Origin of the sequence: Brevibacillus composti (genome assembly GCF_016406105.1) — a bacterium.
Taxonomy (GTDB): Bacteria; Bacillota; Bacilli; order Brevibacillales; family Brevibacillaceae; genus Brevibacillus; species Brevibacillus composti.
This window is the reverse complement of sequence record NZ_CP066308.1, coordinates 737,514-752,116: the sequence shown is the minus strand read 5'-3', so window position 1 is coordinate 752,116 and position 14,603 is coordinate 737,514. Positions and strand designations below refer to the sequence as shown.

Sequence of the window (14,603 nt, the reverse complement as noted above, 5' to 3'; positions counted from 1 at the left end):
CCTTTTCTCTTTTGTCAATTCTGTCTTACGGCAAATAGATTCCAGCACCCGGCCCGAGCGGCAGCCCCAGGAAAAACCAAGCCACGAAGAACAAGATCCAGGCTACACCGAAGATGAGCGTATAGGGAAGCATAACCGCGATCAATGAACCCAGTCCCAGATTTTTATCGTAGGTTTTGGCCAGCGCCAGCAGGATAGCGAAATAGGCAAACATAGGGGTGATCGGATTGGTGATCGAATCGCCAATTCGGTATGCCAATTGCGTAAATGCCGGATCATACCCCAGCAGCATGAACATCGGCACGAAAACCGGACCTAGAATCGCCCATTTGGCTGAAGCGCTTCCGATAAACAGGTTCAAACCCGCGCTGATGATAATAAACCCGATGAGCAAAGGCAACCCCGTCAGGCCGATTCCTTTGAGGAACTCGGCGCCGGATATGGCCATGATCACCCCGAGATTGCTCCAGTTAAAGTAAGCAATGAATTGAGCCGCGAAGAAGGCAAGCACGATATACATCCCCATTGCGCTCATCGCCTTGCCCATACCGTCCGCAACATCCTTGTCGGAACGGATCCCTTTGGTCACAATGCCGTAAGCAATAGCCGGCAATAAGAACAGGCCCATGATGATGGGAACCAAAGAATTCATGAATGGCGAAATGATGACCGCGCCGTTTTCGCCGCGCAGCGGTCCATCCGATGGCACGATGGTTATGGCGATAAGCGCAGTGAATGCGAGCGCAGCGATTCCCGCCCACTTCAATCCGCGATTTTCCGTATCCGACAGCTTGTCCATTTTTAATTTAGGACCCGTGTATTCAGGCAGCCGAGGCTCGACAATCTTATCCGTGATCCAGACCGCCAAAGGTACAATTAAAAAGCAAGAGGCCGCCAGGAAGTACCAGTTCATCGCCGGATTGGCAACGAAGTTGGGATCGACGATTTGCGCTGCTTTCTCGGTAAATCCGGCTAACAATGCGTCCAGCATATTTACGATGAGGTTCGCACTGAACCCCCCTGCAACCGCCGCGTATGCCGCTACCATGCCGGCAATCGGATGCCTGCCCACACTCATGAAAACTAGTGCGGCAATGGGAGGCAGCACAATAAATCCGGCATCTCCCGCCATATTCGCCAAAATACCGGCGACAACAATGGATACGGTGATCATGGACTTCGGTGCGCCCAAAACGACTTTTTTAAGCAAAGCCGAGATTAATCCCACGCCTTCCGCAAGTCCAACCCCAATCATCGTGACAAGCACCAAGCCAAGTGGCGGAAACTCCGCGAAGTTTTTGACCATCTTGGTCATGATATCTTGAAGTCCTTGGGCAGTGAGCAAGCTGACCGCCTTGACCGGTTCCTTGGTGGAAGGATGGATGACTTCTACTCCGGCTAACGAAGCAAAATGAGAAGCGATGATGACGACTACAGCAAAAATTACAAATAGCGTGACTGGGTCAGGAAGCTTGTTTCCGACACGCTCAACTACATCCAGCATCCGGTTCATCATCGTTTTCTTTGCCGGAGCCAGCGGCCGTAGATCCTTTGGCGACATGTCCTCATTTTTTGCCAAAGACATATGCAATCCCCCTTTTTTGTTTTTTATAAATTTTCTAACTCTTATTATAGTTTGACAGTCAGGAGATTCTATGTGCAAACATCCAAAAAAACGTGAAATCATTTTGTGTTACTCAATAAATTTTAAAACAAATTATAGTTTTTTGTTCAAAATAACAAATATGCGAGAAATAAATTGTTTCTGATCACATAGATCTTCTTGTGGTTCATTGTATAATTATTCTGTAAATACGAAAAGGGGAGAAGATGATGCTTGAATCGATGTACCGCCGTTTAACTGAGTTATTTCCGGAAATGGTCAAATTGCGCAGACATTTTCATATGAACCCCGAACTATCTTTTATGGAAGAAAAAACGCCGGCAACCATCGCAGAGTACCTCACCCGACTCGGCATCGAAGTTCGCAGCGGTGTCGGAGGCAGAGGCGTCGTCGGCATTATTCGCGGGGGAAAACCCGGAAAAACAGTTGCCCTTCGCGCCGATTTTGATGCCCTCGCGATCCAGGACGAAAAAGAAGTAGAATACAAATCACAAGTTCCAGGCGTAATGCATGCTTGCGGTCATGATGCGCATACGGCTACTCTTCTCGCCGTCGCGAAAGTTCTCGTCGAAAACAGGGACCAGCTTCAGGGGAATGTCGTCCTGATCCACCAGTTCGCAGAAGAGATCGCTCCCGGAGGGGCCCTTCCGATGATGGAAGATGGCTGCCTGGATGGAGTGGACGCGATCTTCGGCACACATCTGTGGTCCTCTATCCCTGTCGGGGAAATCGGCTACCGGACTGGCCCCGTCATGGCTGCGGCCGATAAGTTTACGATCGAATTGAAAGGGAAAGGCGGACATGGTGCTGCTCCGCATGAGACCATCGATTCCATTGTGGTCGGTACTGCTTTGGTCCAAAACCTCCAGCAGATTGTCAGCCGCCGTGTGAACCCGTTAAAGCCTGCTGTAGTCACGGTAGCTTCTTTCCGCGCCGGGGAAGCATTTAATGTCATTGCCGATTCGGCAACCATCATCGGCACCGTGCGAACCTTTGATCCCGAGGTTCAGGATTTGATTATACAGGAAATGGAAAGGATCACAAAGGCCGCTTGCGAGGGTGCCGGTGCCAGCTATGAGCTTACCTATGAAAAAGGGTATCCGGCCGTATGCAATCATCCGGAGGAAACGGCACTGCTCGTAAAAAGCGCCGCTCAGGTCATCCCGGTCGAAAACGTGAAGGAGATGGATCCGATTATGGGCGGAGAAGACTTTGCCTATTATTTGCAAAAGGTTCCTGGCACCTTCTTTTTTACGGGTGCCGGCAATCCCGAAAAAGGAGCCTGCTTCCCTCACCACCATCCCAGATTCGATATCGATGAACAGGCCATGCTGATCGCAGCTAAAGTGCTCATTACGGCAGCCTTCAATTATTTGCAAACGGACGAAGCCGAGAAAACGATTGCTACCTCCGTTTAGGATAGGATAAAATAACTCTAATCTTCGAAAGATTAGGGTTATTTTTTATTCACACAGGAATTTTTATGTACACGATGGTGTCACGTGTCCTGAAGTTTCGAGAGGCATAAAAGACTTCCTCAAAAAGCGATCTTGCTTCTTTGACCTACCATGACAGGAGTTTTTTCTATGAATGATGCACTTACTCACCGCCAGCTTCAATCTTTAATTGAAGTTTCCAATGTATTGAACAGCTCTCTGGATATAGACACGATTATCGACTCCATTATGCATGTGACTGTTTCCGTCATCGATGCCGCTGATGGAGGTGTTCTGTTCCTCTATGATCGGGACCAAGGCTATTTGATAGCCAAATCGACGACAGGCTTTGATCCAAAAATTCTCGAGCAAGTCCGGCTCAGGCCGGGGGAATCGATGACCGGCCTTGCCTTTTCAGCTCGACAGTGTCTGATATTTGAAGATCCGGAGGAAGTAGAGAGGACAACGGCCACCCTTACTCCCGATAACCTGCGTATGATGCTAACCTCTGTTCCTACTCCCCCACAGTCTGCCATTTGCGCTCCAATTATGAGCAAAGGCGAATGCATCGGCGTCATTACGCTGGACTCGTTTCAACCCGATTCGCATTTTACTCAAGAGGATATCCGATTGCTGAAGGCGATTTCCCATCAGGCTGCCGTAGCCCTCGAAAAAGCGCAATTATACAGGGAAAAGCAGCGAGCCATCCGGCAATTGGAGTCGCTGAACTACACCATCACCAAGCAGAATGAAATGCTTTCCCGTTCGGTAGATATCCATGGCCATTTGGCCGATCTCGTACTCTCTGGAGAAGGATTGTCATCCATCGTCCGTTATCTGAATGAAATATTTCGATGTCAAACATTATTATTCGATGAAGTAGGGGAACTGGTAGAGTTGGCCTGCCATCGTTCTATCTCCGAGAATGCTTTAACCTCCATCAAGCAGATCGCTGTGGCGCCTGTCGACGCTGCAAAAAACTGTTCGGTTGTAGAGGTGGATGGATCGTCCTTTCACCTGGTCAGTTTACCCCTCGGTTCCAAACCGACCCAGCTTGGGTTCATGGCAGTCCTCTCTGTCGAACCGATGGATGAGATCGATCTCTCTGCCTTGGAGCACGCATGCACGGTCATTGCTCTCGAACTGGTAAAAGCCCAAGCCATCTCCGAGACACAGCAGCGTTTGAAGGGAGAATTCATTGAAGGTCTATTTTCCGGCAAGGTGGACGAAGCCCTCATCCAGCAGGCCCGTCACCTCAAACTGGATCCAAACCGGAATTATCTGGCCATGATCATTCAATGCAGACATCATGTTGAAGACATGCAAAGGGTGAATCGAAGACGGAAACTGATGGAGCTGGTCAACCGCATCTTCATTGAGAGATTTCCGCACAGTCTGGTAGTCAGCAAGCAAGATCAAATCATCATCCTGCTCTCCTTTTCGACGGCAAAATCCACTGCATCCTACACGCGGCAATTGACGGATTTCGCCCATCAATTTCACTGGGAAATCGCGGACATGGGCTGGGGGCAAGACGTGAAGATTGCCCTTGGAAGAGCCAAAAGCGGGTTAATTCATGTCGGCAAATCCGCTCAAGAGGCTCAAAAAGGCCTGCAGTTCCTAAAATCCTACTCCATCAACAAAAATGTCATTAGCTATTCCGAACTGGGTGTCCAACGGCTCTTATTGCAAAACTCGGAAGAAGAGCTTCTCGACTTTATTCAAGAAACCATCGGTCCCTTGCTGGAGTATGAAAGCCACCGAAAAGGAGATTTGCTTTCCACGCTTCTTGAGTATCTGGAGCGGAATCAGAATGGGAAAGAAACCGCAGAAGTGCTGCATATCCACACCAATACGCTCAATTACCGGCTCAAGCGCATTGAAGAGATTCTCTCCATGGACCTGACGGACTCCGAGCAATTTTTGAATCTGCATTTGGCTGTCCGATTGCATCAATATCTGGATGCAAATGGCTTTCATCGTTAAGCTTTTTTCATCCTACTTAATTTCTATCGGAAAATAGACGGAAAACGTGGTGCCCTTCTCGCTGGTTTCGACTTCGATGCGCGCGTGATGCCGATTCGCAATGCTGTAGCAGACAGCGAGTCCGAGGCCGGTCCCCTCTTCCTTAGTGGTGAAAAAGGGAGTCCAGATCTTATCCAGGAGCTCCTCCTCGATTCCCGGCCCCTGGTCGGCAATCTCCAGGACGACCTCTTTTCCCGCCATTCTGGTCTTGACCGTGAGCGTACCGCCGCTGTCCATCGCTTCCAGTCCGTTTAGCGTCAGGTTGAGGAATAGCTGGCGAATCTCTTTGGCGTCGAGATAGACCTCGGGGCATTCGTTTAGCTTCGTCAACAGGTTTTTTCCGCCGAGTGAGGCCTCTGCTTGAACGAGAGGCAATAATTGCTCGATAATCTGGGATAAGTGCTGTTTTTTCAGATCGCTGGTTTTGTTCTTGGCCAGCGTGAGAAACTCGGTGATAATGGTGTTGGCCCGATCCAGCTCTTTGATCATGATATCAACAAATTGAAAATGCCTGCTGTCTTCGTTGTTTTTCTCCAGTTGCAGAAAACCCCTGACGGTCGTCATCGGGTTGCGGATTTCATGGGCGATGCCAGCTGCCATCTCGCCGATCAGATGGAGGCGGTCCAGGCGCGCCATCTCTTTTTCCAGGTAGACGCGTTCGGTAATATCGGTAACCACACTGAGAATGCACCTCTCGCCTCTGATGTTGATCTTCTCTGTGGAGAGCAGTCCCTCGCGCACCTCTCCCGATTTGGTGATATAGGTAATCTTTTCGTTGCGGATCGTATCCTCCAAATCGATGGCCCTCTCCTGTTGAAACGGATCCCGGGCCAGAAGAAGCCGGTCCTCCGACAGGTTTTTCACCTCTTCATAGGCGTACCCGGTGTACGCCAGCCAGCTCTTGTTGGCATCGATGTAGCGGTGATCCTCGCAAGACCGGATCGCGATCAGACACGGGCTGGAGTGAAAGATTTTCTGAAACAGCTCCTGTGACAGCATCAATTCCTGCGTCCGCTCGTTCACCAATTTTTCCAGCTGCTGATAATGATGCTTTCTCTCGATTTCCAGCTGCTTTCTCTCGGTAATATCGCGGATCGAGCAGACGTAGACCGGCTTCTGGTGAATCATCGTTCGTCTGATCTGCACATCGACGGGGAAAAGACTGCCGTCTTTTCGCATGGCCACCGTCTCGACGATCCCATCCGCCGCCAGCAGCTCATCGGAGCAGAGCATCGACAAAAGCACGTCGATGGATTTGCCGACCACCTCCGACGGCCGGTAGCCAAACATCGTCTCCGCGACCGGATTAGCCGACAAGATCAGACGCTCCTCATCCAGTGTCAGGATCGTATCCGCCGAGGTCTCTACGATGGTCCGCGACAGCGCCTCGCTTTTTTGCAGCTCCAGGAGCGTATCATTGTGCTTTTTCTGTGCCTCCATGAGCTCCAGCGTCCGCCAGCGCAGCATCTCCCGCTGGTATTCAATCTGTTTCTGCTTCCGGTAAAGCTGGATAAACCCCTCTACCTTGAGCCGCAGCGTCTCCGGGTGGAATGGCTTGAAGATATAATCAATCGCTCCCGCTTCATATCCCTCCACGACGTGCTCCGTCGCTTTGCTGATGGCCGTGATAAACAAGATCGGGATATGACGCGACTTCTCCCGCTGTTTGATCAGCTTCGCAGTTTCAAAGCCGTTCATTCCCGGCATTTGCACGTCCAGGAGGACGCAGGCGAAATCCTGATGGAGCATGCAGCGCAGGGCTTCTTCGCCGGATTGAACCGAGACGAGATGATATTCCGGTGAATCCAGCACCGCTTCCAGGGAGAGTAAATTTTCCTTCCGATCATCGACGAGCAGTATATGTACCTTTTCCGTTCCCCAAGCATCTTCGCTTTGCACAACGAGTGAATTGTCCGAAGGGTCATTGCAATTTGCGGAAAAGTTTTTCATTTCTGTCAACTTCTTCGTAGCAATTTGCATGAGTGGTAAAAACAACTCCTTCCTTATCCCCAAGCCCGAGAAAACCGTTGGTACAAAGGCTTTCATAAAACAATTCATGTACGTGATTCTGAAGGATTTGATTAAAGTAGATCATCACATTCCGACAGATGATAATGTGGAATTCGTTAAAAGACCGGTCGGTGACGAGATTATGCTGCGCGAATACTGTATTCTCTTTTAAAAACGGTTTGAACTGGACGATGCCATTCTTCACCTGATAGTATTCGGAAGAAGCTCTTTTCCCCCCGGCCCGCAAATAGTTTTTGGTATACTGCTGCATTTTCTGCAGAGGAAAGCTGCCTTTGATCGCGTTCTTCAGCACCTTTTCATTCATATCTGTCGCATACAGTCTGGTTTTGGAGAGCAGCCCCTCCTCATGGAGCAGGATCGCCATCGAAAACACTTCCTGCCCGGTGGAGCAGCCCGCATGCCATATGCGGATAAACGGGAGATCGCGCAGTTCAGGCACGATTTTCTCCCGAAATACCCGGAAAAATGAGGGGTCGCGAAACATTTCCGTCACGTTGATAGAAAAATCGCCAAACAGCTTGTCCATCATCATCGGATCGTGGAGCACCTTCTCTTGCAGGGCAGAGATCGTATGCACCTTTTCCGTCCGGATGCGATGCCATATCCTGCGCCTGATAGCGGCGTAGTTGTAATTGCGAAAATCGTATCCATACTGACGGTAAATCCCCTCTAACAACAAGGCGATTTCGATTTTCTCTTGCGGCTGGTCGTGCCATCTGCCTGTTGGAAGGCTTCGAAGATGATTTCCTGTTTCTCCGGCGGAATGCCGATTTCCGTATCCCTGACGGCGATGGCGATATGCGGCACGCCATCGAGCGGCTCCACCGACATGTTCAAATAGACGCCGCCCTCGGAGGTGAATTTGAAAGCGTTTGCCAATAGATTGGTGATGATTTGCTGCAAGCGCTGCTCGTCCGCCCAGACCGTGTCCGGCACATCGTCGCTTACGTCTACGATAAATTCCAGTTGCTTCTGTACGGCGAGCGGACGGAAGCTGCGCTCTGCATTGACGCCAATTTCTCGCAGCGAGACATCGCTCCGGTGGACGGTCATCTTGCCCGATTCGATGCGGGTCAAATCGAGGATGTCGTTGATCAGATTGAGCAGATTTTTGCCGGAAGTCAAAATGGTCTCAGTGCTCCTGCATCGCCCGATTGTATTCCTTTTCCTGCCTGGAGTGCTCCTCCAGCGTAGCCGCCATTTTGTTGAACGCTTTACCGATATCGCCGATCTCGTCTTGACTGGTGACCGGAATCCGGGGGAACTTTTCCGCCGAGCGGGAGACGACCGTGGAGATGATCGACGTGATGCCCGTCAGCTTCTGGCTGATGCCATGAATCACCCACAGCGTCACGGCGACTCCTACCAAGATGCAGAAAAAGATGAAATACAAGGTGAGGCTTTTCGTATACGCATATTCCTCGAGCGATCGATCATAAGCCTCATCCAGCAGCGATTCCTGGAATTCCTGGATCTCCTCCAGGCTCAGAAACAGGGCATCCTTTTGCATGTTCAAGTCGCGGCCGACGATCAGGACTGCTTCTGCTTTCTCGCCCGCTTCCACCTTTTCGATCACGTCCCTGGACAGCTGCACGTACTTCTCGTACCTGATCGCCACTTGGGCCAGAAGCTCTCTCGCTTTGTCGAACTGAATCCGCTGCTGCAGGAAGGCCATCGTAGCAGAAGCCTCCCCGATGCTCTTTTCGATCTGCAGTTTGTCCGCCTGGATGGTCTCCCACTTTTCATCTAGAACGATGCCGGCCAGCAACCGGCTGAGATTGTTGACCTGGCTTTGCATGTCGCTGACAGCTTTCAGCTTCTCATACCGGTCAAGCACGATTTCGTTCATGTTATCATTCAGCTTGGTCAGTACATTGAATATCGTGCCAAGAAGGATGATCATGACGACCAGCAAGGTGCCAAATCCAAGCAATAACTTCGTTTTATATTTCATGGGGGTTCGTTTCCTTTCCTTCATTATGAAAGTTACGACAATTGTTCAATTTTCTCTACCCTCCCTGGTGAATCCTTCCGTACGCATGCAAAAAAAACCAGTTGGAATCTCCAACTGGCAATGGTCCGTTCTTTCTTTTATACGCCCATTTTTCTCCGCTGATTGCTGATTTTTTTGGTCTGTTGGCTTTTCATCGTCTGATTGCCTGCCATCTGGTGCTTTTGCTGCCCCTTGGCTCCCTGCTGGGCTTGCTTTTTCTGCTCCAGCATCCGCTTGGCCGCTTCCGCCAGACTCACTTTTTTCGTTTCTTCAACGCCGTCCTGTGGCTTGTTTGGTTGCTCCATCTCTTTTTCACCTCGAAGGTTCATATGCTTTGCATGTCTGGATTTTACCATCTCCGTAGGAAAAGTTCCAGATAGAGGAGGCATGGAGCGGAGCGGAATTTTTTTCGTCTTCTGCGCTATTTCAATGACCGCTGCAAGAAGGCCCTGGTCCTCTCGAAGCGAGGCTGATGGAACAGCTGATCGGGACTGCCGGACTCGACGATTTCCCCATGGTCCATGAAGATGATCCGATCGGCCACCTCGCGCGCAAAGCCCATTTCATGGGTCACGACGATCATCGTCATATGTTCGCTGGCCAACTGCTTGATCACCTGCAGGACCTCTCCAGTCAGCTCCGGGTCGAGAGCGGATGTGGGCTCGTCGAACAGCATGATCGCCGGATTCATCATCAGCGCCCTGGCAATTGCCACCCGCTGCTTTTGACCGCCGGAGAGATTGGCCGGATACACATCCGCCTTGTCTTGCAAACCTACCCTTTGCAACAGCTCACTTCCTTTTTTCTGGCTGTCTTCCCGGGACTCCCCTTTGACGAGCCGAGGGGCCAGCTCCAGATTTTCTCTGACCGTCAGATGCGGGAAGAGATGAAAGTGCTGGAACACCATGCCCATTTTCGCAGTGACCTGCTTGATTCCCTGCTGGCTGCTGTAGACGCCGTCTTTGACCAGGTACTCCCCGTCTACGCTGATGCTGCCGCCGTTCACCTGTTCCAGATGGACCAGACTTCGCAGCATCGTGCTTTTCCCGGAGCCGGAGGGGCCGATTACTGCGATGACCTCCCCCTTTTCTACCTGAAAGCTGACATTTTTCAGCACGTCCAGTGCGCCGAATGATTTTTTCAAATTGGACACTTCAATCATCGCCATGGTTCTTCATTCCCTTATTTAAAAGTAAACCGTCGTTCCAGCCATTTGAAGAACATGGTAAGGACAAACGCCATCAGCAGGTAGATGACGCCTGCGATAAAGAAAGGAACGATCGTAAAGTCGCGGTTGACCGCTGTCTGCGCGAAGTAAAGCAGTTCGGGAACGGCGACGGCATAGAGGAGTGCGGTATCCTTGACCAGTGTGATCGATTCATTGGCAATGGCGGGAAGCGCCACACGAATCATCTGCGGCACGATCACGCGGGTCGTCGTCTGCCAGCGGTTCAGTCCGAGCACCTGCGCCGCCTCGTACTGACCTTTGTCGATGGCCAGCAAGCCGCCCCGGAAGATCTCGGCAAAGTAAGCCGCGTAATTCAGGATGAAGCCCAGACAGGCGGCCACAAACCGATCCATCACGAGGTAATCGCCAATCACGGGAAGAATCGGCAGACCAAAGCAGATAAAGAGCAGCTGCAGGAGCAGCGGCGTGCCTCTCACGACGTAGATGTAGGTATGCGCCAGCCAGGCAAGAGGCTTGCTCTTGCTATTGGCCAGCAGGGTAAGTGCAAAGCCCAGCGGAATGGAGGCGATGATGGCGATAAAAAACAGCAGTACCGTCATCTGAGCCCCTTCCAGCATGGGACCGGTTATCCTGAGCAAATATTCGATGTCCATAGATAATGTCTCCTTACGTACCCGGCTTCACAGATGATCCGAGCCAGGTGGCGAAGTGCAAAAGCAAAACCGGATTGAAAAAGCAATCCGGCTGTCTCTCTCTATTTTTTACCACCAAGCTATTTCAATACTTTATCTTCGCCAAACCACTTTTCCGAGATTTTGGCTGCCGTGCCGTCCTGGTTCAATTCATCCAGAGCCTTTTGCAGCGCCTCCAGCAGCTTTTCGTTTCCTTGTTTCACACCGACGCCGTACTCTTCGGGCGCGAGACTCTCGTCGAGCAGGCGGAAGGTGCCCGGTTCTTTGGAGCTGTAGTAGTCGATGACAACCTCGTCGATGACAACCGCATCCACCCGGCCGATTTTCAGATCACTCAACGCCAGGACATTGTCTTTGAATTCGGAAACGCTTTTGACCTGTTCCTTGATGGCGCTGGCATTCAGCGCATCAGCAGCGGAGGACTGCGCCTGCAGGCCGATCACCTTGCCGCTTAAATCATCCAGCTTTTGAATCTCGGATTTGTCCAGTACCGCCACCACTTGCGCATTTTTCAGATACGGCTTGGTGAACAGCACTTTCTTCTTGCGCTCATCGGTGATCGTGTAGCCGTTCCAGATCAAATCGATGCGGCCGCTGTTCAACTCCGATTCTTTGGCGTTCCAGTCGATTGGCTGAAACTGCACTTGATAGCCCATCTTCTCTACCGCCGCGCGGGCATAATCGATATCAAAGCCGACGATCTCGTTCTTTTCATCGCGGAAGCCCATCGGTGCAAATTTGTCGTCGATGCCGACCACCAGTGTTTTATCGTCACTTCCCTGGCTGGCGCTGGAGCAGCCGGTAATCAGAGAAAAGACCAATCCGCATACCATCCATAATGCTGCCATCTTTTTCATGATGTAGACCCCCTGAATATCAACCTATGTTTACTGAAAGTAAATTTTTTAATGTATTGCCGTAATAGAGTCTATCCTTTATTACGGTAAATTGCTAATTCGATAATATAGTAAAATGTGCCTTCCGTTGGGGGTTATCTCGCATTTTCTATCCCTTTCTTCGATTTTCTTTCGTTTTTAGCGCCTTATGACAAAACTCCTCCGCGCGATCAGCCCGGAACGCTCGAACCGGCTGCCCTGCGCTCTTCCTCGCGATTCGCGATTTTTTTGGAATTCAGAAAACCGCATATAGGCACAAAACCCATCCGTCGAATAAAATGGGAACAAGAGGATGGAAGCATGCCAGCGCCGTATTTAATCTAACAGCCGTTCTTCGCGATCCGTAAGCGTTTGGCGCGGAAGGCGAATCGTACTATTTTTGACAAGCGGGAGCTGAGTGTCATGGAGGACTTTCTTGACGGATATGAGAAGATCACCATCGGAGACATCCTGAAGCGACATCGTGAACGGAAAAATTTCTCACTCCTTCAACTGGCGGAAAAAGCCGGGGTGCAGGAAGAGATGCTTCGCAAATGGGAGCAGGGGGATACAGGGGGACTGGGCATTGGAGCACTGAGCGCGATTGCCAAGGTTCTCGGCATTCCCACGCAAAATCTGGTGGAGCCTTACATAGAGAGGGAAGAAAATATCGAATCCTTGCGGGAGCTGCTGCAGGAAACCTTTTCCTTGTCGAGCCAGGCTTTGCTCGCTAAGGTCGTGCACAAGCTGCTTCACTCCCCGTCCGCCGATCGCGGGCAGATCGCCGCTCATCTGTACAAGCTGGCGGGAACGCTTGCCGACAATGATACAAGAATCACCCTGTATACTTCGATCATTCACTTCGCCCGGGAAACGGAGGATCGGCAACTGCTTGCCAAGAGCAAGCTGCAACTCTACATGCTCCAGCGGCTCGACCTCAGGCGGCTGGAGGAAACCTACAAAGACGGCGAAGAAATTCTTCATGATCTGACTTATCTCACCCACGAAGAGGCCTCCGCGCATTACTTCAGAATGTCCCTGCATGCATTTGCCCTCCGAAAATACGAAACCTCCATAGAGTGGTGCCAGGCCGGGCTCGCCCGGGAGACGGCAGACACAGAACTGAGGGCCAGGGCTTATTTGGGCATGATCAACTCCTATTACTACCTCGGCGATATGGACGCCGTCGAGCGGCATCTGGATCAGTTCGAGAGCTTTTCGCATGATTTCGTCCAAGATGCCGCGATGATGACCCGGGCTTCTGTCAAAGTGCAGAGAAAGGAGTACGATGAGGCGATTCCTCTCTTGACAAAGCTGCTTCACCAGCTCGGTCAGGAATACAAGATTCATGCGCTCAACGATCTGTTGGAGGTCTATCTCCATACGGGAGACCTGGGAAAAATCGCTTTCTACCTGCAAAAAGAGGCGGAACTGCTGCCGCGGCATCCGAAAACCCCCTACAAATTCCTGTCGCTCGGCATCTACTATCGGCAAAAAGCTGCCTACCAAACGCAAATCGGGCTTATCGACGAAAGCATGGAAAGCTACGTCAACAGCCTGAGAGCCTATGGAGCGATCAATGCCCAGGAAGAAATCATCTCCTGCATGAATGAAATTTTCTCCTTTTTGGCGAAGAACTCCATTTCCATGGATCTCAAATATGTGGTCAAGCTGAATGAGGTACACAGCAACATCCGGATTATCGACGGACTGAAAAAAAAGCTACATGACCTGGTCAAACAGAAGGGGTTTGGCGACCCCTCCGTCGTCGAGCTCAGTCAGCAGCTGGATAATTACATCGTGTTGGCGCAGCGGATCAAATGAGCTCCCGCAGGGCCTCGCCTGTTCCACTCATCGTCATGTTTTTGCCGTAAAAAATTTCATCCATTTCCGTGACCAAGCGCCGGGTGATTTCCTCCTGCCGCTCCGGACTGAGCTCTTCTTTTGTGCGGCCGAACAGATAGTTGTTTAAGTCGAACGCTCGCAGCTTGCATTTGGTATGAAAGATGTTTTCCGGGTAGACATTGACGTCAATCATCTGGTACAGCTCTTTTACTTCCTCCGGGATGTAATTCTGGATCGAGCTGATCTCGTGGTCGATAAACAGCTTGTGGCCGTAGATATTCCGGGTAAATCCGCGGACGCGGTAATCGATCGTCATGATATCCGTATCGAAGGAGTGGATCAGGTAATTGAGCGCTTTGAGCGGCGAGATCTCTCCGCAGGTAGAGACGTCAATATCTGCGCGAAACGTGCTGATCCCCTCATCCGGATGGTACTCCGGGTAGGTGTGGACGGTGATGTGGCTCTTGTCCAGCTGCATGACCACCGATTCGGGCAGCGGTCCTGGCGACTCTTCGAAAGACTCGTTCGGAACCTCCACGACCGGCCCCTCGGACACCAGCAGAGTGACGCTCGCCCCCTGCGGGACGTAGTCCTGCTTGGCAATATTCAGGACATGTGCGCCGATAATCTCGGAGACGGCCTTCAAAATCGCGGTCAGCCGCTCTGCGTTGTACTGCTCGTCGATGTAGTCCAGATAGGCTTGCCTCTCCTCTCTGGTCTCGGTGTAGCAGATGTCGTACATATTGAAGCTCAAGGTCTTCGTCAGGTTATTGAAGCCGTGCAGGGTTATTCGCTGCTCCAGTGTCAGGCTCATCACGCACTCTCCTTCCTCTCGGCCGTGGGCAGCACCAGTGTACCGCGTGGCTTGCCCGCGTATCAGGAGTGACTATTTC

The 14,603-nt window shown here is 51.1% G+C and carries 13 protein-coding genes; 3 read left to right on the top strand and 10 right to left on the bottom strand.

The annotated features are described in order from the left end of the window. Positions 1–25: 25 nt before the first annotated feature. The gene (locus JD108_RS03900) at positions 26–1,585 is read right to left on the bottom strand and encodes an AbgT family transporter (RefSeq protein ID WP_323958400.1); all 1,560 of its coding nucleotides are present in this window, start codon (positions 1,583–1,585) and stop codon (positions 26–28) included. A 248-nt stretch (positions 1,586–1,833) separates the two neighbouring features. On the opposite strand from JD108_RS03900, the gene JD108_RS03895 reads away from it, so the two are divergent. Then, positions 1,834–3,042 carry a M20 family metallopeptidase gene (locus tag JD108_RS03895; protein ID WP_198829979.1) on the top strand — a complete coding sequence of 403 codons (1,209 nt, stop codon included), beginning with the start codon at positions 1,834–1,836 and terminating at the stop codon, positions 3,040–3,042. A 168-nt stretch (positions 3,043–3,210) separates the two neighbouring features. Continuing rightward, the gene (locus JD108_RS03890; RefSeq protein ID WP_198828624.1) at positions 3,211–5,046 is read left to right on the top strand and encodes a helix-turn-helix domain-containing protein; all 1,836 of its coding nucleotides are present in this window, start codon (positions 3,211–3,213) and stop codon (positions 5,044–5,046) included. 12 nt (positions 5,047–5,058) lie between these two features. Here JD108_RS03890 and JD108_RS03885 read toward each other — a convergent pair whose 3' ends face one another. The 8 genes from JD108_RS03885 to JD108_RS03850 all read right to left on the bottom strand — a co-directional run bounded on the left by JD108_RS03885 (position 5,059) and on the right by JD108_RS03850 (position 11,847). Continuing rightward, positions 5,059–7,035: a PAS domain S-box protein gene (locus JD108_RS03885; protein WP_228728297.1), complete on the bottom strand. Its 1,977-nt coding sequence runs from the start codon at positions 7,033–7,035 to the stop codon at positions 5,059–5,061. Further along, positions 7,007–7,807 carry a CheR family methyltransferase gene (locus tag JD108_RS03880; RefSeq protein ID WP_198829978.1) on the bottom strand — a complete coding sequence of 267 codons (801 nt, stop codon included), beginning with the start codon at positions 7,805–7,807 and terminating at the stop codon, positions 7,007–7,009. The genes JD108_RS03885 and JD108_RS03880 overlap by 29 nt, the downstream gene beginning before the upstream one ends. Beyond that, positions 7,786–8,241 (bottom strand): sensor histidine kinase, encoded by a 456-nt coding sequence (locus JD108_RS03875; protein ID WP_198828622.1) that lies wholly within the window; start codon positions 8,239–8,241, stop codon positions 7,786–7,788. Before JD108_RS03875 ends, JD108_RS03880 begins: the two co-directional genes overlap by 22 nt. 7 nt (positions 8,242–8,248) lie before the next feature. Further along, the gene (locus JD108_RS03870; RefSeq protein ID WP_198828621.1) at positions 8,249–9,070 is read right to left on the bottom strand and encodes an MCP four helix bundle domain-containing protein; all 822 of its coding nucleotides are present in this window, start codon (positions 9,068–9,070) and stop codon (positions 8,249–8,251) included. Positions 9,071–9,207: 137 nt separating this feature from the next. Next, a complete protein-coding gene (locus JD108_RS03865; protein WP_198828620.1) occupies positions 9,208–9,414 on the bottom strand; it encodes a hypothetical protein in 207 nt (68 codons plus the stop codon). 116 nt (positions 9,415–9,530) lie between these two features. After that, positions 9,531–10,277, bottom strand: a complete 747-nt coding sequence (locus JD108_RS03860; RefSeq protein WP_323958399.1) for an amino acid ABC transporter ATP-binding protein — start codon at positions 10,275–10,277, stop codon at positions 9,531–9,533. Between the two features lie 14 nt (positions 10,278–10,291). Further along, complete coding sequence (locus JD108_RS03855) at positions 10,292–10,951, bottom strand: amino acid ABC transporter permease (protein WP_198828619.1); 660 nt, start codon at positions 10,949–10,951, stop codon at positions 10,292–10,294. Between the two features lie 119 nt (positions 10,952–11,070). Next, complete coding sequence (locus JD108_RS03850) at positions 11,071–11,847, bottom strand: amino acid ABC transporter substrate-binding protein (RefSeq protein WP_198828618.1); 777 nt, start codon at positions 11,845–11,847, stop codon at positions 11,071–11,073. A gap of 441 nt (positions 11,848–12,288) precedes the next feature. On the opposite strand from JD108_RS03850, the gene JD108_RS03845 reads away from it, so the two are divergent. Further along, on the top strand, positions 12,289–13,689 hold the full coding sequence (locus tag JD108_RS03845) for an XRE family transcriptional regulator (protein WP_198828617.1): 1,401 nt from the start codon (positions 12,289–12,291) through the stop codon (positions 13,687–13,689). On the opposite strand, the gene speD is transcribed toward JD108_RS03845, so the two are convergent. Beyond that, on the bottom strand, positions 13,682–14,524 hold the full coding sequence (gene speD, locus JD108_RS03840; protein ID WP_198828616.1) for an adenosylmethionine decarboxylase: 843 nt from the start codon (positions 14,522–14,524) through the stop codon (positions 13,682–13,684). The two genes, JD108_RS03845 and speD, sit on opposite strands and share 8 nt — an antisense overlap. Positions 14,525–14,603 lie beyond the last annotated feature (79 nt).

Excerpts from the sequence above, each read along its gene's own strand:
- JD108_RS03900 (WP_323958400.1), bottom strand. The coding sequence starts at position 1,585 with ATGTCTTTGGCAAAAAATGAGGACATGTCGCCAAAGGATCTACGGCCG.
- JD108_RS03895 (WP_198829979.1), top strand. The coding sequence starts at position 1,834 with ATGCTTGAATCGATGTACCGCCGTTTAACTGAGTTATTTCCGGAAATG.
- JD108_RS03890 (WP_198828624.1), top strand. The coding sequence starts at position 3,211 with ATGAATGATGCACTTACTCACCGCCAGCTTCAATCTTTAATTGAAGTT.
- JD108_RS03885 (WP_228728297.1), bottom strand. The coding sequence starts at position 7,035 with ATGAAAAACTTTTCCGCAAATTGCAATGACCCTTCGGACAATTCACTC.
- JD108_RS03870 (WP_198828621.1), bottom strand. The coding sequence starts at position 9,070 with ATGAAATATAAAACGAAGTTATTGCTTGGATTTGGCACCTTGCTGGTC.
- JD108_RS03865 (WP_198828620.1), bottom strand. The coding sequence starts at position 9,414 with ATGGAGCAACCAAACAAGCCACAGGACGGCGTTGAAGAAACGAAAAAA.
- JD108_RS03860 (WP_323958399.1), bottom strand. The coding sequence starts at position 10,277 with ATGGCGATGATTGAAGTGTCCAATTTGAAAAAATCATTCGGCGCACTG.
- JD108_RS03855 (WP_198828619.1), bottom strand. The coding sequence starts at position 10,951 with ATGGACATCGAATATTTGCTCAGGATAACCGGTCCCATGCTGGAAGGG.
- JD108_RS03850 (WP_198828618.1), bottom strand. The coding sequence starts at position 11,847 with ATGAAAAAGATGGCAGCATTATGGATGGTATGCGGATTGGTCTTTTCT.
- JD108_RS03845 (WP_198828617.1), top strand. The coding sequence starts at position 12,289 with ATGGAGGACTTTCTTGACGGATATGAGAAGATCACCATCGGAGACATC.
- speD (WP_198828616.1), bottom strand. The coding sequence starts at position 14,524 with ATGAGCCTGACACTGGAGCAGCGAATAACCCTGCACGGCTTCAATAAC.